This is a genomic window from Egbenema bharatensis FJBBOT/2019, assembly GCF_048077055.1.
Classification (GTDB): domain Bacteria; phylum Cyanobacteriota; class Cyanobacteriia; order Elainellales; family Elainellaceae; genus Egbenema; species Egbenema bharatensis.
On the sequence record NZ_CP182236.1, the window covers coordinates 6,046,595 to 6,065,267 of the forward strand.

Sequence of the window (18,673 nt, forward strand, 5' to 3'; positions counted from 1 at the left end):
TGCAGGACTGGGGTGCGGGTGGCAATTTTGCAATCTTCCCTCAGTCCTTTTTCTTTACAAGCATTCACAGAAGATCGATCGCACACCTTTATTACAGATCAACACCATGCTGCGAATTGAATCATTGGTGAAGAAGTACCCCACTGGAGACATCGCCTTACAAGGTGTGAATTTGGAAGTTCCCGATGGCCAGGTGATGGCATTGATTGGGCCGTCTGGAGCCGGAAAGAGTACGTTGATTCGGTGCATTAACCGATTGGTAGAGCCGACCAGTGGTCACATTTGGTTGAACAAACAGGATCTAGCGCAACTCAAAGCCGCTCAGTTGCGGCGGGCCAGACGGAAGATTGGCATGATTTTTCAGGAGTATGCCCTGGTGGAACGGTTGACCGTGATGGAAAACGTTTTGTCAGGACAACTGGGCTATGTTAACTTCTGGCAGAGCTGGTTTCGACGGTTTCCCCAACATACGATCGATGAGGCGTTTCGATTGCTAGAGCGAGTGGGGTTAGGAAGTTTTCCAGATAAACGAGCCGATGCTTTATCCGGTGGACAACGACAGCGGGTTGGCATTGCTCGCGCTCTATTACAAAACCCTGATCTCTTGCTGGTAGACGAACCGACTGCCAGCCTCGACCCGAAAACCTCACGCCAGATTATGCGATTAATCTGCGAACTCGCTCAGGAACGTCAACTTTCCGTAATTGTGAATATTCACGATGTACTCCTGGCGCAGATGTTTGCTCAACGAATTGTTGGATTGCAATCGGGTGAAATTGTTTATGATGGTTCTCCTGATTCACTCACTTCAGATGTCTTGACGAACATCTATGGCGAAGAAGATTGGGCAGTCACATCAGAAGACGATCAGGAGCCAGAACCAACGAAGTCCCCTGCTTACGAAGCTATGGTGCAGGAGGTACAACGATGACCAAAGCCGCAACAGTTGGGCGATCGGCTGGACGATCCTGGTCGCCACCGCCCTTAATTAAAAACCCCTGGATTCGCCGCGGATTGTTACTGGGTAGCATCATCTATCTCATCCTGGCAATTTCCTCAGTCAATATCGACCCAGCTCGAATTGCACGGGGACTGGAACGAGGTAGCTTGCTGTTTCAAGCGTTTCTCCGCCCTGACTTTTTCACGCGAGGCAATGATATTGTCACAGGGGTCATGGAAAGTTTGTGGATGACGGTGGTGGCAACGGCGATCGGTGTGTTGGTGTCAATTCCTGTTGGATTAGGGGCTGCTCGGAATATGGTTTCGGTTCCTGTCTATTTGTTCTGCCGTTTATTGGTCGCCCTGTCCCGCACCTTTCAGGAAGTGATTATCGCTATTTTGTTCGTGGTGATGGTTGGTTTTGGGCCCCTGGCAGGTGTGTTAACCCTGGCATTTGGCAGTCTGGGATTTTTTTCAAAGCTATTAGCAGAAGATATTGAAGAAGTTGATGCCAGTCAGGTCGATGCCATTCGTTCTACCGGAGCTTCCTGGCTACAAACGATCGCTTTTGGTGTCTTTCCCCAGGTGCTGCCTCGGATAGTGGGACTGTCACTCTATCGGTTTGATATTAATTTACGCGAAGCCTCTGTCATTGGCATTGTGGGAGCGGGTGGAATTGGTTCCACGTTAAACACCTCCCTACAACGCTACGACTACGAACTCTCCTCTGCCATTATCCTGGTCATCATTGCTTTGGTTATGGTCACCGAACTAACTTCAAGCTGGATTCGTCGGAGGTTACAGTAATGCCCGTCGTGCTCAAGAATGGAACGAAAACCTGGCAGTGGCGCGATCGCAAATCAGAATGGCTGAACTGGTTGGGTTGGATGGCTGGAACCCTGGTCGTACTGTACTGCTGGCAAAGGATCGCCGATCGCACCAACTGGGCCTTTGTCCAGGATGCTCCCCGTCAGGCAGCCAACATGATTGCTCGTGGTATTCCACCTCGATGGGAATACATGGAGCAGTTGTGGGGGCCACTTTGGGATACCCTGACCATTGCCACCCTGGGTTCCCTGATTGCTTTTTTCATTGCCGTTCCTGTTGCCTTTCTCGCTGCCCGTAATACGACTCCTCACCCCATCGTCCGGCAAATTGCCCTGCTGGTCATTGTCGCCTCCCGTTCAGTTAACTCCCTGATTTGGGCCTTACTGCTGGTCGTGATCCTGGGGCCAGGCGTGCTGGCGGGAATTCTGTCCATTGCCCTGCGATCGATTGGGTTCACAGCCAAGCTCTTTTATGAAGGGATTGAAGAAATTGATCCAGAACCCGTGGAAGCGGTCACTGCCACCGGAGCCAGTGGTTCCCAGGTGTTGAGCTATGGCATCATGCCCCAGGTGGTGCCGACTATTGCAGGAGTCACCATTTACCGCTGGGATATTAACCTGCGAGAATCCACGATCGTCGGCTTGGTAGGCGCGGGGGGAATTGGTATTCAGTTGGATGCTTCGATCAACACCCTGCGCTGGGGACAGGTAAGCCTGATCTTGATTGTGATTTTTATCACTGTATTCATTAGCGAGTGGATATCCGCCAAGATGCGAGAGTTAATGATTTAAGAACGGGAGGGCTGCTATATAATCGGGAGTTGACGAGCAGCACAAGGCTGGCATGGCAACCACAATCACCCTCGATTCAGATACCCTCTATAGCCTCGATCTTTCACCGATCGAATCCGTTTTGCAGAAATGGCAGGAGGAAGGTTCGATCGCATCCCACGAGCAGGAACTTCAGTTTGAGATTCACTTCGATCGAGATCCGCTCGATCCGAGGGAGCTATCTGAAATTCCCGAAATCCGGCTGTGGTTTGTTCGCCTGGATGCCCGCTATCCCTGGATGCCGATTTTGTTGAACTGGGAATCGGGGGAACTCGCCCGTTATACCGCTATGCTGGTTCCCCATCAGTTCAGCCCAGAAGGGATTCAGTACAACCCGGAGGCTCTGGAGATTTTTGTAATGGGAAAGGTGTTCGTGTTAACGGATTGGATGCAGGAGCAGGGAATCGCTGGACGCACCAAGATTAAGTTTATGCTGAAGATGCTGGGCTACGACCTGGAAGATGGGTTGTTTGAACTGCTGGAGGGATGAGAGGCAATAAACCGACTGGCAAGAATTTTGCCTTTGCACTCCAGGCAACCGACCTGATTTATCTGATCTGATCTATCTGATCTGAATCTAATTGATGATCCGATTAACAATCTAATTGACGTTCCGATTGATGATCCCTGCTCCGTGATAGGCGGTAGACAATGCAGGCTTCAAAATATGAACTTTATGAACAAGGGCGGTTTTAAGCAGAACGTGGATTTGCAATAACCATTAAGTTTTTAACCAGTGCCCCTGTTATGGCAACCTTTTCCCTAGTTGCCCTTTCTGTTTTATTAATTGAACTGAATCATTTCTTTCCGGGTCTACAATATGGAACATACTTTCATGCTGTTCCTTAGCTAATTTGGCAAGGGCAACGAATACGGCTGAATCAGGCTCCCATTCCCGAATACTGAAGTGTACCCCATTGTCTAGACAGCTTTCGTAAAACTTTAAGATAGAATCTTGCTCTTCTGGCAGTTTTACCTCCGTTCTATGGCATTCTGCAAGACACCAGCCATTGATCAATCCCAATCACCCTATAAGTTTCTTATTTGTTCTTATTTTCCGGTTATTTTTTGGGTGTATTCTCTGAAATAACCCATCACAACTGCATGGGAGCTGAGTATTGTAGGTTAGCCTTACCGTTCAAGTGCCCGTGAAACTGCTCAATGTCTTGGTGAAGGGTAACCTTCATGAAAATTCTATTAGTCGAGGATGATGCACCCACCGCTCAATTTCTCTCAGCAGCGCTCACTGCCGATCAATATGCTGTAGATGTGGCAACGGATGGTCAAACGGGATTAGAGCTAGCTCAACAGTGGGAATATGATTTGATGGTGCTGGACGTGATGATCCCTCGGCTGGATGGAATTAGCGTCTGCCGACAATTGCGTTCTCAATCGAATCAGACTCCAATTCTACTGTTGACAGCAAAAGGGGCAAACGAAGACATTGTGACAGGCTTAGATGCAGGAGCCGATGATTATCTTACGAAGCCGTTTGATCTGTCTCAATTGTTGGCCCGGATTCGGGCACTGCTACGACGAGGGGGAGGCAATTCCTCCACTATGGTTTTGACATGGGGTGAATTAACTCTCAATATGGTTTCGGCACAGGTGACCTATCGGCAGCAATCGCTGGATTTGCGACCTAGAGAGTATAAATTGCTGGAACTGTTTCTACGTCACCCCCTGCGTGTTTTCAGCCGCAATGCCATTATTGACCAAATTTGGACGAGCGATGATTTCCCCAGTGAGGGGGCGGTGACAAATCTGATCAAAGACCTCCGGCAGCGGTTAAAGAAGGCAGGGGTGGAAGCGGAGTTGATTGAAACTGTCTATGGATTGGGATATCGACTCAGGGCAGCACCAGAGAAAGGATCGATCGCTCCCGACATCTCAGAACCTACCCTTGCAGAGGAGTCACACCCGATCGTACCCATCAATACATTTCATCAGGCGCGGGGCATGGCAGCGATTGCTCAAGCGATTGAGTGGTTTCAGGCATCTTTAGAGCAACGGATCAAGGTGCTGGAAGCAGCCGAGCAGGCACTCCAACAGGGAACATTAACGCCACAGCAGCGAGAGCAGGCAAAAGAAGAGGCACATAAATTGATCGGAGGGGCAGGGATATTTGGCTACCCCAGGGGTGTGCCATTTGCTCAACGCCTGGAAGAATTATTGACGGCTGAGGTAGGGTTAGATGCTGTTGCAATTCAGGAGGACTTCTCACAACAACTTGCAGCACTCAAGCAAGTATTACGTCAGCCTCCTTCCCCCATACCTGAAGCAGCACTGACAGAAAATCCTAAAACTGTAGCTTCACCGAATGAGTTTATCCCCGCTCTGACTATAACTTCAGTACCCGCTCCATCCATAATGGCGAGTTCCGATATCCGAAGCCATACTGCGGACGCGACTGTTGTTTTGATTGGAGACGATACTGTGATTTCCAATTCATTAACAGAGACGTTACAACCCTGGGGCATTCAAGTCGTGCATCTGACCCAACCCGATCGATTTTGGCAGGTGCTCACCACGATTACGCCAGATTTACTGCTTTTAGATACAGAGATATCAACTCTCAATACTTTTGACTTGAACAGCCCTGACTTGAACAGCCCTGACTTGAACAGCCCTGACTTGAACAGCCTTGAGTTTTGCCGAACTGTGCGTCAGAATGCCAACTATGGAGATTTGCCGATCGTGGTGATCACGGCTCAGACTGATCCGACCTTGATTCAGCAGATGTTTGCTGCGGGAGCCGATGACTTTATTAGTAAACCTGTGATTGGTTCAGAACTAGTCAGCCGTGTGGTGAATCGAATTGAACGATCGCGCACGCAACGACCGCACTGGCAAAAAAACACCCTGGAAGCAAATGATCTGACCCAAACAGATCCCATTACTTACCTTGCTAATCGCTGGTATTTTGATCGCTATCTACGGCAAATTTGGCAAATCTCGCTGCGGGAGCAGTCTCCCTTTGTGGTCATTTTGGGAGATATTGATTACTTCAATTTATACAACGATCGCTATGGCTATACCGTTGGTAATCGGTGCTTACAGCAAATTGCGGCGGTGCTTCAGCAATGCATTCATACGTCTGACCGTTTGACATCTAACAGTCTGGTTGCGAGATATGCAGGCGGAACATTCGCCATGCTGCTGCCTCAGCAAAATTTAGATGAAGGGGTGCGAGTGGTGCAAGCCATTCAACGGGAAGTCGCAAATTTGAACCTGCTGCACGATCGCTCTCCCATTAGTGCCCAAGTCACCTTGAGCTTGGGGATTACAGGCACCATCCCGGCTGCAACAAGAGAGATCGAGGCACTGTTAAATACGGCAGATCAGGCACTCGCTGCGGCAAAATGGCGAGGCAGGAATACCTATTGCCTCTATCCTCTATGAACTATGGTGTATGTACCAGTCTTCTCCGCCCCCTAAATCCCCCAATTCTGGAGAACTTCCGATCTAGCTTATGAAGGAGCCGCCACCATTTCCTCAACGATTCCCCTACTGGCAGCAATTCCTTGGCAGGGTGCCGTTGCGAATGTTGTTGACGGTTCCGTTTATTTTGCAACTGCTGGTAGCCGTAGGGTTGGTCGGGTATTTGTCTTTCCAGAATGGGCAGCGAGCAGTGAGCCAACTGGCGGATCAGTTAATGAATCAGGTGGCTGTGCGGATTAACGATCGCCTGGATGCATACCTGCAAACGCCGCAACAGGTGGTCGAATCAAATCGGTTGGCGTTAGAAACCGGGGAGTTGAATCTGGAGAACTTTGATGAGTTGGAAACGCATTTTTTCCAGCAAGTTCAAGTGTTTCAATCTCTGACCACCCTTGCCTTTGGCAATGTTCAGGGGGAAACCATCGGGGCAGGGCGGGATCGATCGGGGGTGGTGACGGCTCCAGGTTCACTCGTCAGTTGGGAAGCACGCGGCACTGTCCCCAATACTCGTTACATGTATGCGGTGGATTCGCAAGGAAAGCGGCTGAAGGCTGTCAATATCACACCCAATTTTGATGTACGTCAGCGAGGCTGGTACAAGGCAGCCATGAACGCTGGGAAGCAAACCTGGTCGCCTGTGTTTCCCATCCTAAATCTACCGATCGCATCGGTTTCTGCGGTGACTCCGATCTACCAGAACAACGAGTTAAAAGGCGTATTAACTTCGGAGGTATTGCTTTCCGATATTAATTTATTTCTCCATTCCCTCAACTTCTCCCGCGCTGGACAGGCATTTATTATTGAGCGATCGGGGGATCTGGTTGCCACTTCAACTCAGGAACAGCCCTTTGTGCAAAATGTGCAGGGAGAGCAACTGATTCGCTTACGGGCAGTAGACAGCACAGATCCGGTGACTCGCGCCACCATGCAAACCCTGATGGAGCGGCAGAGTTTGGATCAGCTTCAGGCAGAACAACTCTCCTTTCCCCTCAATCAACAGCGACAGTTTATCCAGGTGGTTCCTTACCACAATGGCTATGGGTTGGACTGGCTGATCGTGACTGCCATTCCAGAATCGGACTTCATGGCAGAGATTCAGCGCAACCAGCGGCAAACCTGGCTCTTGTGCGGCTTAACCCTCCTGCTAGCCACCGCAACCGGAATCGTGACTGCTCGATGGATTGCGGCTCCCCTACGACGCTTGCAGCAAGCTGCCCAGGCCGTCACCCAAGGAGATTTGAATTTTCCTGTACAGTCTGGGGGGATTGGGGAAGTGGCGCAACTGACCACCTCTTTTCAGCAGATGGCACAGCAGCTCAATACGTCTTTTCGATCGCTACAAGCCAGTGAGCAAAAGTTTTTAACCTTACTCAACCATGTGCCGATCGGCATCAGTGTGTTTGATGCAACAGGCAGCCAAATTTTAATTAATCAGGTCGGTGAAACGATTTTAGGACAGGAATTTGTACCGGGTATAACGCTCGATCGAATTTCTGAAGTGTATCGGGTGTATGTAGCTGGGACGGATCAGCTTTATCCGGTAGACCAATTACCCGCCATGCGAGCGTTGCGTGGCGAATCTGTCTTTGTTGAAGACATAGAAATTGCCAGCAATCATCACCGGATTCCGTTAGCCGTGCAGACGATTCCTATTTTTGACGAGACTGGAACGGTGATCTATGCCATCAATATGTTTCAGGACATTACAGAACGCTTAGAGACTGAACAACTCCGAAAAAATTACCAGCATGAATTAGAACGACAGGTTGTAGAACAAACGCAAGCATGGCGCGATAGTGAAGAGCGATTTCGCAGTGCCTTTGATGATGCCCCCGTTGGTATGGCATTGGTTGGCCTTAACGGTCAATTTTTGAAAGTGAACCGCGCGCTCTGCGAGATTGTAGGATACCCAGAAGCAGAGTTACTGTCTCATACTTTCCAGGACGTTACATACCCGGATGATTTGGATATGAGTTTGGAAGCGATGCAAAATGTACTTGCTAATGACACTCGTAGTTATCAGCTAGAAAAACGATATCAGCATCAACAGGGATATCCCATTCAATGTCTGCTGCATGTTTCTCTAGTGAAAGATGTGAATCAGCAACCACTCTACTTTATTACTCAAATTCAAGATATGAGCAATCGCTATGCAATTGATCGGATGAAGAATGAGTTTATTTCTGTGGTCAGTCATGAACTGCGTACTCCTCTCACTGCCATCCGTGGATCATTAGGATTACTCAATTCTGGCTTTTACAATGACAAACTCGACACCGCTAAAGATCTGCTGCAAATTGCCCTCAACAACAGTGAACGCCTCGTGCGGCTGATTAACGATATTCTTGATTTGGAACGGCTGGAATCCGGCAAAGTCAAGCTGGTCAAAGAAACCTGTGATGTCACCTCCTTGATGCAACAGGCGATCGAATCTGTCCAGATGCTAGCTGACCAGTCCAATATTCAGATTGTCATGTATCCTCTCGCTATTCAAGTACAAGCCGCTCCTGACGCGATCGTGCAAACCCTGACGAATCTGCTGAGTAATGCCATTAAGTTTTCTCCAAAAGGAAGTACAGTGTGGCTCAGTGCGGCAGTAGGAGATCGAGAGATGAGGGAGATGAGGGAGATGAGGGAGATAGGGGCGCAAGAGAGACAGGTAGATTTGCCTTCCCCATCCACTCCACCACCCCACTACCCACTACCCACCATTCTCTTCTCCGTTCAAGATCAGGGGCAAGGCATTCCAGCGGATAAACTAACAGCTATTTTCGATCGGTTTCAACAGGTTAACGTGTCCGATTCACGAGAAAAAGGCGGCACCGGCTTGGGGCTGGCGATTTGTAAAAGCATTGTTGAGAAACATGAGGGGCAGATCTGGGTTGAAAGTGTCCTCGGACAGGGAAGCATCTTTTACTTCACGTTACCTTTAACAAATCCAACACAATGGCTAAGCGAATATTGATTGTGGATGATGAGTTTGAAATTCTTTTTTTACTGCAAAGAATATTTGAAGACTTTGCGGGATGGCAAACGGTGACAGCACGTTCCAGTGCAGAAGGGTTAGTAAAAACCAAAATAGAATCGTTGGACGCGATCGTGCTGGATGTGTCCATGCCGGAAATGGATGGGTTTCAATTTGTTGAGCAGCTCCAATCCGAGCCAGCAACTGCAAACATTCCTGTAGTACTGCTCACGGCTAAGGTAACACCGAGTGATCGACAGCGGTTTGCCCAAATGAACATTGCTGGAGTCATCGCCAAGCCCTTTGATCCAATAACCGTCTGGCAGCAGGTGGCTGAAATTTTGCAATGGAGTTCATAGAACTTTGATAGAACTTTGATAGATCTTTGATAGATCTTTGATAGATCTTTGTATTCCTAAGGATAGATTTCATAGATCCTTGTATCAATTTCTTAGGTTTTTGCTTTAGAAATTAAGTAGGAAGATTCATGTCCTGCTTGCATACATGATGGCAGTTCCAGAGCGATCGAAAAAGGCTACTCCAACCATTTTGTTGATTGATCCCGATGCGGAAGTGCGGGAGGTTCTACGCCTCTGTTTACATGATTTTGGCGGTTGGAATGTCATACCAGCGATGTCCACACAAGAGGGATTACAGAAATTAGCAACGGAACATTTAGATGCCATCCTTTTAGATCTTTCGATTCCCGAAGAAACAGACGGCTTACAGTTAATTCAAACTCTACGTGCCCACCCTTTGGGGCGATCGATTCCAATTATATTAATCACCGCCAGTGCCAGATGGTTTAATTCCCACCAGATTCGTGCGATGGGAGCAATGGGAGCGATTGCCAAACCCTTCAATCCTCTCACGTTGCCCCAACAACTTGCCCAACTGCTCCACTGGACGATCAAGTAGAGTTAAAACAGTGCTCTTCTAGCGTTTTCAGGTTGTCTTACAATCTCTTACAATCTCTTATAAGCTTGTATAAGTTTCATATCTGATCACTCTATCCTTCCCGTTATCCTGCTTAGGAAGCAATACGATAAGTATGAAGATGGGTGAGGAAAGTGTTAAACAAATTTGAATTTCATTGTATTGTATGGAGTAACAAGTGGAGTAAATGGTTGCTGCTACTGCCGATCGTCTTTAGCGTATTGATGGAAGCTCCAGTCCATGCAACAGAAGAACATATTTCTGAACTATTTGAACTGTCTGAGTTCCAACATCAAAACTTTAATATAACGTTTGATGATCCGATCGATAGATCAAATACACTAACTGATCTAGAACCTGAAGAATTCGTTTCTTCCTCCCTATCTGTTGCCGAATTAAGTACTCCAGAGGCGACAACCACAACACTTCCTGAGGAAGCATCTACTGTTCCTGATGTTGCCAATCATGATGATGTCATCGGGCAAGTAACCTCTGTCTCCCAGCTCTCCGATGTGCAGCCGAGTGATTGGGCCTATCAGGCGTTGCAGGGACTGGTGGAGCGATATGGCTGTATTGCCGGATATCCTGATGGCACCTTTCAGGGACAAAGTGCCCTGACTCGCTACGAATTTGCTGCCGGATTGAATGCTTGCCTCGATCGCATCAGTGAATTGATCGCTGCCACTACGGCTGATTTAGCCACCCAGGAAGATTTGGCTACTTTACAACGCCTGCAAGAGGAATTTGCGGCTGAATTGGCAACCCTACGGGGTCGGGTAGATAGCCTGGAAGCACGAGCCGCTGAATTAGAGGAGAGCCAATTCTCTACCACCACCATTCTGCACGGAAATGCCATCTTTGCGGCATCGGGCGTGTTGGGTGAATCGGCTGATAACAACCAGATTGTCGGTCGCTATCGCCTCAATCTGTCTACCATTACTAGCTTTACTGGGCGTGATTTTCTGCTGCTCTCTATGTTTGCAGGCAACGCGCCTCTGGGCGAAGCGGATCAAGAAAACCTGACCGTGCGATCGGCTAGTTTTGATCTTCCAGGCGTTGAGGTAGACGGCACGTTCAACGGTATTCCCGTTACCGTAGGACAATCCACCTCCGAAGGAACGCTGTCTTCCGAGTTTGGTGCTAACACTAATAATGAACTGAAGCTGTTTACCGCCGGATACAGTTTCCCCGTGGGCGATCGGCTCAATGTAGCGGTTCTGACCTCTCTAGCTCCCTTCCAGATATACGCTCCTACCCTCAATCCTTATCTGGATGATATGGATGGGGGCACGGGGGCTATTAGTGTGTTTGGGGAATATAACCCGATCTATACCCTGTCAGGGGGTGGCACGGGGGTGGTGCTCAACTACCAAATTTTTGACAGCCTCAAATTAACGGGGGGCTACCTGGCAGATGGATTATTCGTAGGAGATGGCACTGAGGGAAGAGGACTCTTTAACGGGGGGTATGCCGCGCTGGGACAACTGACCTGGAATGTTACGGATGATTTCTCGATCGCTGCCGTGTACACCAATGAGTATGCCCCATCAGGACGGTTTGGCTTTAATTACAATGGTTTGGGTGTCACTGGAACAGCCGTGGCTAACTCGCTGGCGGGTCAGGATGTGTTGGGGGCAACCCAATTGGGATTAGAAGCCTCCCCCGTGATTACCAATGGTTATGGGGTAAATGTCAATTGGCAACCCAGTTCCAGATTTTCGATTAGCGGTTGGTTCAGTACGTTTTATCCCCGCTTGATTGGCGAAGGCGATGGCAATATTCTTACCTATGCGCTGACCTTTGCTTTTCCTGATCTCGGTCAAGAGGGCAATTTGTTGGGATTGGTGGTGGGGGCAGAACCCTATCTAACTGAAATGGGTGGCAATCCGCAAGACTTTGATGTGGATGTACCGCTACATATTGAAGCTTTTTATCGACATCGGATTGGCGATCGTATTTTCCTAACTCCTGGCATTATCTGGCTCACTGCTCCCAATCAAGATCGAGACAACGGCAGTGATTTTATCGCCACACTCCGCACTACATTTACGTTTTAGGAGTAGTGTTCTTCTATGAAATTTACACTGATTCTGATCACCAGTTTCTATTACTTGATCGGCATGATGCTTCCGCTCAAAGCGATCGAGCCTGTGAGTGAGCCTGCCACCGATCGATCGGTTTGGGTCAGCCAGTCCACCAGAGCCTCCTATGAATCTAGCGATGGACAATTTGCCATTCAGTTTCCCGGTCAACCGGAAGCCCGGATGCGCACCGTTCCCATTGCGGGGCAATCCTACGACTGGACAATCTTCCGGCTCCAAAATGAAGCTGGATTTTATGGCGTTGCCTATACCGATCTCACTGCCGCGACGATCGAATTAGGGGCAACCGCCGTCATTGACAGCATCGAGAACACCCTCACCGATGAATTCAACTGGTCAGCCCTTAATGGTCGCGGCAAGTCCACTGAGGTCGATGGCTATCCAGCACGGGAAATCATTGGCACACAAAACAACCAACTCTCGGTCATTCGGCTTGTATTGGCGGATCAACGCCTCTATGCGGTGATGAGTAGTTCGGAAAATTTGACGGAAATGGGTCAATTTATCGACTCGTTTGCGGTACAACCGTGGCAACCTTATGTGTCTGAGTCCGGCGGTTTTAGTGTCAATTTTCCTCTGCTGCCGACGGATGAAACCGAATCGATCGAATTAGGTGGAACGGAATGGGCATGGCAGGTAATTGCAGGACGCAATTTTACTGCTCCCGATGATTCGTATTCGGTGGGTTATACGGATGTCTCGTCGGAAGATTTACAGGCAGGGGAAGAGGAGTTGCTGAATCGGGTTGGAACGAATTTGCTCGAACGGTGGCAACCGCAAAATGTGGTGGAAAGCGGCAGAGAAATCTCACTGAATGGGAATCCAGGGCGATCGTTTGTGGGCACTACACCGGAAGGGCAGATTATCGCCGTGCGGTTTTATTTAGTTGGACAACGGATGTATGGGGTGGGTGCTCTGTCAGACAATGTTGTCAATATCAGTCGTTTTTTGGATTCGTTTGCAGTTCGGTAATGGGGAATGGGGAATGGGGAATGGGGAATGGGGAATGGGGAATGGGGAATAAATAGTTCGTCGCCAATTACCAATTAGCAATCACCAATTAGCAATCACCAATCACCAATTAGCAATCACCAATCACCAATCACCGATTAGCAATTACCGATTAGCAATCACCAATTTTTTCATCGATTTAAGGAGAATTCTATGACACGCATTTTATTACTTGGAATTGTGACGATCGCTATTTTTGTGATTGCGCCACGAGTGGGTGCTACGCGATCGGTGAAGGTTGATCCGGATCAAACCTCTCCGCTTGTCGCCAGAACCATCTTTGATGCCGAGCTGGAAAATGTTGAAGCTGAAGATGTTGCCGATCGGCGGCGAGAGAATGTCGAAAGCGGTAGGGTGGAAGAACGACGCGATGATGCAAGACGCTGGGCAGAAGAAAATTAGGAATGATGAACTGTAACTGAAGGAACCTGAGCATGGCTCGCTTTCGTTTCGCTAATCGAAAAAAGGGATATCAGTCCGATCGAATGCAGTATTTTATAGAGCGAGGATTACCTGCGACCATTTTAGTGATTGTGGCGTTGCTGCAACTGTATCTGACTCAGACAGCTAATCTCTCTCCCTGGAAGGGGGGCGGATTTGGGATGTTTGGGGCGATCGATTCACCCGATATGCGAGTTATCCAGGCAGAAGGACTAGACCAGGAGGGCAACCTGATTCAGCTTGATGTGTATAGTGCGCTGGACGATCGCACCATTTGGCGCACTCGCACCCTGCCCCGCCAGAGCGATCTGGAGCAGATGGCTCCTCAGCTTGTATCTCAATCCATTGTCCCTACAACCATTGAGCGGCAAGCCATTTATCAGAAGCTCCAGAGTGAAAATCCTGACTTTCCGATCGTTCCAAATTGGCTGCCAAACAACGTTGAGAATCCTCTTCCCGATCGGACTGAACATCCGCTTGCCCAACCGTTGTATCGCCTGAAAACGATTTACGACCCGGAAGTGCCAGAGTCCGTTAAAACATTGAAAGCAGTCCGGATTCAGTGGTGGCGGATTCGCTTCGATCAAGCGCACCATCGTCTATGGTCTGAACCGTTGAGTTCCGTGGTAGAAGCAGGAGTTTGGCAATGACCGTATCTTCCCCCTCTTCCCCCTCTCCCTCTGAGCAAACAACTCCACCCCTTCGCCTATCCTTCCTCAACGACCTGCTGGCACAACCCCGGCACCTGTTAGTCCTGCGCTTCACAGCACTATTTTTGCTACTATACGGCTCCAGTACCGTCTTTCTCGATATTCCCTTGCGCGTTCTGTGTGGCTTAATGCTACTCTCTCCCACGCTGTTAACCAGTCAGCTCATGTGGGTGCTGATTTGCGGCATCGTCTGGTGGGTGAATGCGGCGGATTGGCTATGGATTGATAACCACAAAATTTTGATTTCCTACTGGTGTCTGGTCTGTGCGCTGGCAGTCTCCGCCAAAGATACGGATGGAGTGCTGGCATGGAATGGACGAGTGTTAATTGGGCTGACGTTTCTGTTTGCTACTTTCTGGAAGATGTGGGCAGGAGAATACTGGGATGGGGCATTTCTTCACTACACTTTTTTGTCAGACGATCGCGTAGAAGCGGTCGCCACTGCTATTGGTGGATTATCGCCCAATACATTGCCACAGAATCGGTTATTAGAATCGTTGCTGAAGCAGTTTCCGCAGGCGATCGGCCGTGTGACATTAAGCACTAGTCCTCGATTGCAGGCATTCACGCTAGCGGCTTCTTACTGGACACTCTTCATTGAGGGAAGTGTAGCGATCGCATTTCTAGTTAATCCCTTACAAGTGTTCTCCCGTTTCCGAGATTGGTTCTTGATTGTATTCATTGCAACAACCTATTTCCTTCTTCCAGTTTTAGGATTCGCCTATATTTTAATCATTATGGGTTTTACCCAGTGTCATCCTAAGCACACGACCATCAGAGTGGCTTACATTGCGTTATTTGCCTTTCTTCAACTGTCGCGTCTTCCCTGGGGAACACTATTTGTTTGAAATGAGTTTATTACTTCGTTCTTGTTGTTTCTCAATCAAGACATGAAACTCACTCGATCGCGCTTTCAAACCTGGATTTGCGCCAGTGGCGGTATTGGTAAGCGTCCCGTAATTGCCATAGGAAATGCGCGATCGGAGATTTGCTTATAGCGAAGCAGATAATGCGTCTCTCAGAACTTGTTTGAAAAGCATTTGATCCCCCCTAGCCCCCCTTAAAAAAGGGGGATCAAGCCCGTTTCAATACCTGACATCAACTGTCCAAACAGGTTCTCAATGCAGCAACGGTAAATAACTGGCACATAATCAGCATCAAGAACGATTGGAAAACTGTGTTTGCCTTTTAGAAATAATTATTAAATTTAATTTAGAATTACCTTTATCGGTTTCTTATTTGTTTTTATAACTCTCTTATTTTTCAATTCTATTGTTTTATCCAGTATCACCAGTATCATCATTCACCATGCAACGCTAGCGGGTACTGGAACGGTAAGACAATCCCATTCTGAAAGAGATTGAGTGGATTAGGAGATTTACAGGAAAAAGAGTATCCAGAGGTAGGGGCAGGTTTAGCCAAAATTTGATGCTTCTGTCTGAAAATTATCTCCAAAACCTACTCTTACAGGTATTTTGTTTTCTAAAAATCTCCTAACAACGAGCCAATTGAGTTCATTGTGTCTAACCACAAGTGCAATTTGCCATCTAAATGGAATTTTAGGAGATTCAAATTATGCCAAATGGTAAACCCAACATCCTGATTTTGTGGGGGGATGATATTGGTCAAAGTAACCTCAGTTGCTACACGGGTGGGCTGATGGGTTACAAAACTCCCAACATCGATCGCATTGCCAATGAAGGGATTCGGTTTAATCACTACTATGCAGAGCAAAGCTGTACCGCAGGTCGGGCAGCGTTTATCACCGGACAAAGTGTATTCCGGACAGGCTTAAGTAAAGTCGGTCTACCCGGAGCAGAACTGGGATTTCGGGCAGAAGATCCGACTACGCCTGAACTGCTGAAACCGCTGGGCTACCGCACGGGACAGTTTGGCAAAAACCACTTTGGCGATCGCGATGAACACCTGCCCACGATGCATGGATTCGATGAATTCTTTGGCAATCTCTATCACCTGAACGCCGAAGAAGAACCAGAACTGCGCGATTATCCAGACCCCGACGAATTTCCTAACTTCCGTCAAAGGTTTGGTCCTAGAGGCGTGCTGCACTGCTGGGCGGATGGTAAAGGGGGGCAGAAAATTGAGAACACAGGCCCATTAACCAAGAAGCGGATGGAAACCTGTGACGAAGAATTCATGACCGAAGCGAAGCGGTTTATTCGCGATGCTAAGAATGCCAACGAACCGTTCTTTGTCTGGTTCAACACCACCCACATGCACTTCCGTACCCATGCCAGACCGCAGGATGTTGGGAGAGCTGGTCGATGGCAATCGGAATACCACGATGTCATGATCTACCACGATGAATGTATTGGTGAGATGCTAAATCTGGTCGATGAACTGGGTATTGCTGAAGACACGATCGTCATGTATGGTACCGACAATGGCCCCCACATGAATAGCTGGCCCGATGCAGGCATGACCCCCTTCCGCAATGAAAAGAACTCCAACTGGGAAGGAGCCTATCGCGTTCCGGCAATGGTGCGCTGGACCGGTAAGATCGCCCCCGGACAGGTTTGCAACGGCATTGTCAGCCACTTAGATTGGTTGCCGACTCTACTTGCAGCCGCAGGTGAACCCGATATCAAGAACAAGTTGCTGAATGGTCATCAGGTCGGGAATAAGAATTTCAAGATCCATTTAGATGGCTACAACATGCTGGACTACTGGACGGGAAAAACCGACAAGAGTCCTCGCAAGGAATTCTTTTACTTCTCGGATGATGGCGACGTCACAGGATTGCGCTACGACAACTGGAAGTTCGTCTTCATGGAGCAGCGCGCTACTGGAACCTGCCAAATCTGGGCAGAACCCTTTACGCCACTGCGCGTACCCAAGATCTTTAACCTGCTGACAGACCCCTACGAGCGAGCCGACATCACCTCCAACACCTATTGGGATTGGATTCTTGACCACATTTTTCTGTTGGTTCCGGCTCAATCCTATGTGGGTGAGTTCTTAGCCAGCTTTAAAGACTATCCTCCCCGTCAAAAAGCCGCTAGCTTCAGCCTGGAGCAGGTGATGGAGAAGCTGGAGGACACCATATCCAGCCACTAATTCTCTCCTAGTCCTGAACGACCTGTAGGGTGGGCAGTGCCCACCTGATGCCTATCTTCTGCGACGACAATGCGAAATCTGCAAAACCATTTCGACTCTGCCGATAAGCTGTTGATGTTCTTGGGCACAATCGCCGGAGGCACGATCACACTGTTCGCTATTGAACACTTATCACCAGAGCAGGCAGCATTAGTCAGCGCTATTTTAATGGCTATCCTATCCTTTGCGGCAAGCGAACTTTCTGCTCCAAGATGGTGGTGGCTCTGTAATGGCGCAATTGCAGGCATGATTATTGGCTTGGGATCGGTGTTGTCGGAAACATTGGCGGACAATGGTCAACCGCTCGATTTTCCAGTGCGTTGTATCATCATCGGCTTGCAAATGCTGGCAGGGTTTGTCGCTGGCTTCTTCTGGGGACGCAAAACCCCAAAAGCTAATATTCCCCCCCTAAGAACTTTTCTGTCTCGCCTGAGTGCTGTGACTGCCGGACTCTATGCGATCGTCGTCACAATTGACTTTATCTGGGAAGGCTTGGAGGAAGCCCGCACCCTCTCCAGTCGCCTCAGTGCCACCACCACAATTTTGATTACTGCGTTGATCATGCCTGGTATTGTTGGCTACCTGATCGCTGAATCACGCAAACAGGCTTGAACCTTGGCAAATTAAGCAAGTCGATATTGACCTACACCCCAGTGATCTGAGCGAGGAGGATTTGAAGATTCTTAGAGATACGGCAGCCGCCTATGCCAGCTTCAAGGAGTAAGCCTTTAGACGGTCATTGAAGATGAAAGCGATCGCGCTCTTGAAAGGGGAGCGATCGCTCAAAATCCCGTAAACGCAATTAATTCTGTTTATTCCGAATCCCTTGTCGAAATGCCTTTGCGGCTGCTAACGGATTCGGGTTCTGGACACATTCACTCAATCGTTTCAAATCTAATTCAGGCAGTAATTCACTCTGATCGATCGCTTCGTATCCAGCAGTTGGAACAAACTGATTAGGAGTGTTTTCGCGCAGATGGTAATGGGTAAAGCGATCGGTTTGCCAGAACCAGACTTCCTGTACCCCTTAGCGGCGAAATCGTTCCCCTGCTGTCGCTGCTGCCTTCGCAGCGTTTACTCTTCGGTGGGATTCTTGAAAACCATCGGTTCAGTGGGTTGAAACTGCGCTGACGTTTCGCCTGCATAGATTGCGCCATCGGTGAGCGTCAGTTTTTTGACCGGGCTACCTTCGCTGAAATCCATCTTGGCAAGATCGACCCAAAAAACGTTAGGGCTATGGGTTGATTCAAAGAAATAACGCTTGTTGGTTTGATCCGAAACCGCTCGCCAAAGGGTATCAGCAATATTGGGTTGCCCAGGAATCCTAATCCCAAATGGAACAGATACATTCCG

General features: G+C 48.6%; 18 protein-coding genes and 1 pseudogene. 17 read left to right on the forward strand and 2 right to left on the reverse strand.

What is annotated here, in order from left to right; translation table 11 throughout:
- The first annotated feature begins 106 nt into the window (after positions 1–106).
- From phnC to ACM1PF_RS28265, 17 genes are all read left to right on the forward strand, one after another.
- Entirely contained in the window at positions 107–931 is an 825-nt protein-coding gene (gene phnC, locus ACM1PF_RS28185) for a phosphonate ABC transporter ATP-binding protein (RefSeq protein WP_416669462.1), read from the forward strand.
- Positions 928–1,746 (forward strand): phosphonate ABC transporter, permease protein PhnE, encoded by an 819-nt coding sequence (gene phnE, locus ACM1PF_RS28190; protein WP_416669464.1) that lies wholly within the window; start codon positions 928–930, stop codon positions 1,744–1,746. Before phnC ends, phnE (ACM1PF_RS28190) begins: the two co-directional genes overlap by 4 nt.
- On the forward strand, positions 1,746–2,558 hold the full coding sequence (gene phnE / locus ACM1PF_RS28195) for a phosphonate ABC transporter, permease protein PhnE (protein ID WP_416669466.1): 813 nt from the start codon (positions 1,746–1,748) through the stop codon (positions 2,556–2,558). The genes phnE (ACM1PF_RS28190) and phnE (ACM1PF_RS28195) overlap by 1 nt, the downstream gene beginning before the upstream one ends.
- A 52-nt stretch (positions 2,559–2,610) precedes the next feature.
- Positions 2,611–3,087 carry a CRR6 family NdhI maturation factor gene (locus ACM1PF_RS28200; protein WP_416669468.1) on the forward strand — a complete coding sequence of 159 codons (477 nt, stop codon included), beginning with the start codon at positions 2,611–2,613 and terminating at the stop codon, positions 3,085–3,087.
- A gap of 224 nt (positions 3,088–3,311) precedes the next feature.
- Complete coding sequence (locus ACM1PF_RS28205; RefSeq protein WP_416676831.1) at positions 3,312–3,446, forward strand: photosystem I reaction center subunit IX; 135 nt, start codon at positions 3,312–3,314, stop codon at positions 3,444–3,446.
- A gap of 336 nt (positions 3,447–3,782) precedes the next feature.
- Complete coding sequence (locus ACM1PF_RS28210) at positions 3,783–5,999, forward strand: response regulator (RefSeq protein WP_416669470.1); 2,217 nt, start codon at positions 3,783–3,785, stop codon at positions 5,997–5,999.
- A 70-nt stretch (positions 6,000–6,069) separates the two neighbouring features.
- Positions 6,070–9,003, forward strand: coding sequence for a PAS domain S-box protein (locus tag ACM1PF_RS28215; RefSeq protein WP_416669471.1), 2,934 nt, complete (start codon positions 6,070–6,072; stop codon positions 9,001–9,003).
- Entirely contained in the window at positions 8,985–9,362 is a 378-nt protein-coding gene (locus ACM1PF_RS28220; protein ID WP_416669473.1) for a response regulator, read from the forward strand. The genes ACM1PF_RS28215 and ACM1PF_RS28220 overlap by 19 nt, the downstream gene beginning before the upstream one ends.
- Positions 9,363–9,507: 145 nt before the next feature.
- Positions 9,508–9,921, forward strand: coding sequence for a response regulator (locus ACM1PF_RS28225; protein WP_416669474.1), 414 nt, complete (start codon positions 9,508–9,510; stop codon positions 9,919–9,921).
- A gap of 209 nt (positions 9,922–10,130) precedes the next feature.
- Positions 10,131–11,996 carry an iron uptake porin gene (locus tag ACM1PF_RS28230; RefSeq protein WP_416669476.1) on the forward strand — a complete coding sequence of 622 codons (1,866 nt, stop codon included), beginning with the start codon at positions 10,131–10,133 and terminating at the stop codon, positions 11,994–11,996.
- A gap of 15 nt (positions 11,997–12,011) precedes the next feature.
- The gene (locus ACM1PF_RS28235) at positions 12,012–13,013 is read left to right on the forward strand and encodes a hypothetical protein (RefSeq protein WP_416669478.1); all 1,002 of its coding nucleotides are present in this window, start codon (positions 12,012–12,014) and stop codon (positions 13,011–13,013) included.
- Positions 13,014–13,205: 192 nt separating this feature from the next.
- The gene (locus ACM1PF_RS28240; RefSeq protein WP_416669480.1) at positions 13,206–13,454 is read left to right on the forward strand and encodes a hypothetical protein; all 249 of its coding nucleotides are present in this window, start codon (positions 13,206–13,208) and stop codon (positions 13,452–13,454) included.
- 32 nt (positions 13,455–13,486) lie between these two features.
- The gene (locus tag ACM1PF_RS28245; RefSeq protein ID WP_416669482.1) at positions 13,487–14,143 is read left to right on the forward strand and encodes a hypothetical protein; all 657 of its coding nucleotides are present in this window, start codon (positions 13,487–13,489) and stop codon (positions 14,141–14,143) included.
- Positions 14,140–15,051: a hypothetical protein gene (locus ACM1PF_RS28250; protein WP_416669483.1), complete on the forward strand. Its 912-nt coding sequence runs from the start codon at positions 14,140–14,142 to the stop codon at positions 15,049–15,051. The genes ACM1PF_RS28245 and ACM1PF_RS28250 overlap by 4 nt, the downstream gene beginning before the upstream one ends.
- Positions 15,052–15,072: 21 nt before the next feature.
- A complete protein-coding gene (locus tag ACM1PF_RS28255) occupies positions 15,073–15,201 on the forward strand; it encodes a hypothetical protein (RefSeq protein ID WP_416669485.1) in 129 nt (42 codons plus the stop codon).
- Positions 15,202–15,778: 577 nt separating this feature from the next.
- Positions 15,779–17,281: an arylsulfatase gene (locus ACM1PF_RS28260; protein WP_416669487.1), complete on the forward strand. Its 1,503-nt coding sequence runs from the start codon at positions 15,779–15,781 to the stop codon at positions 17,279–17,281.
- A 69-nt stretch (positions 17,282–17,350) separates the two neighbouring features.
- A complete protein-coding gene (locus ACM1PF_RS28265) occupies positions 17,351–17,932 on the forward strand; it encodes a hypothetical protein (protein ID WP_416669489.1) in 582 nt (193 codons plus the stop codon).
- A gap of 462 nt (positions 17,933–18,394) precedes the next feature.
- Here the strand turns inward: ACM1PF_RS28265 and ACM1PF_RS28270 are convergent, their stop codons facing one another.
- Entirely contained in the window at positions 18,395–18,523 is a 129-nt protein-coding gene (locus tag ACM1PF_RS28270; RefSeq protein WP_416669491.1) for a hypothetical protein, read from the reverse strand.
- Positions 18,524–18,526: 3 nt separating this feature from the next.
- Positions 18,527–18,664: pseudogene (locus ACM1PF_RS28275) on the reverse strand (choloylglycine hydrolase); the annotation flags it as partial.
- Positions 18,665–18,673: the final 9 nt, after the last annotated feature.

Coding starts and splice junctions, on each gene's coding strand:
- ACM1PF_RS28240 (WP_416669480.1), top strand. CDS start 13,206: ATGACACGCATTTTATTACTTGGAATTGTGACGATCGCTATTTTTGTG.
- phnE (WP_416669466.1), top strand. CDS start 1,746: ATGCCCGTCGTGCTCAAGAATGGAACGAAAACCTGGCAGTGGCGCGAT.
- ACM1PF_RS28245 (WP_416669482.1), top strand. CDS start 13,487: ATGGCTCGCTTTCGTTTCGCTAATCGAAAAAAGGGATATCAGTCCGAT.
- ACM1PF_RS28220 (WP_416669473.1), top strand. CDS start 8,985: ATGGCTAAGCGAATATTGATTGTGGATGATGAGTTTGAAATTCTTTTT.
- phnE (WP_416669464.1), top strand. CDS start 928: ATGACCAAAGCCGCAACAGTTGGGCGATCGGCTGGACGATCCTGGTCG.
- ACM1PF_RS28260 (WP_416669487.1), top strand. CDS start 15,779: ATGCCAAATGGTAAACCCAACATCCTGATTTTGTGGGGGGATGATATT.
- ACM1PF_RS28250 (WP_416669483.1), top strand. CDS start 14,140: ATGACCGTATCTTCCCCCTCTTCCCCCTCTCCCTCTGAGCAAACAACT.
- ACM1PF_RS28200 (WP_416669468.1), top strand. CDS start 2,611: ATGGCAACCACAATCACCCTCGATTCAGATACCCTCTATAGCCTCGAT.
- ACM1PF_RS28270 (WP_416669491.1), bottom strand. CDS start 18,523: ATGGATTTCAGCGAAGGTAGCCCGGTCAAAAAACTGACGCTCACCGAT.
- ACM1PF_RS28225 (WP_416669474.1), top strand. CDS start 9,508: ATGATGGCAGTTCCAGAGCGATCGAAAAAGGCTACTCCAACCATTTTG.
- ACM1PF_RS28215 (WP_416669471.1), top strand. CDS start 6,070: ATGAAGGAGCCGCCACCATTTCCTCAACGATTCCCCTACTGGCAGCAA.
- ACM1PF_RS28235 (WP_416669478.1), top strand. CDS start 12,012: ATGAAATTTACACTGATTCTGATCACCAGTTTCTATTACTTGATCGGC.
- phnC (WP_416669462.1), top strand. CDS start 107: ATGCTGCGAATTGAATCATTGGTGAAGAAGTACCCCACTGGAGACATC.
- ACM1PF_RS28265 (WP_416669489.1), top strand. CDS start 17,351: ATGCGAAATCTGCAAAACCATTTCGACTCTGCCGATAAGCTGTTGATG.
- ACM1PF_RS28210 (WP_416669470.1), top strand. CDS start 3,783: ATGAAAATTCTATTAGTCGAGGATGATGCACCCACCGCTCAATTTCTC.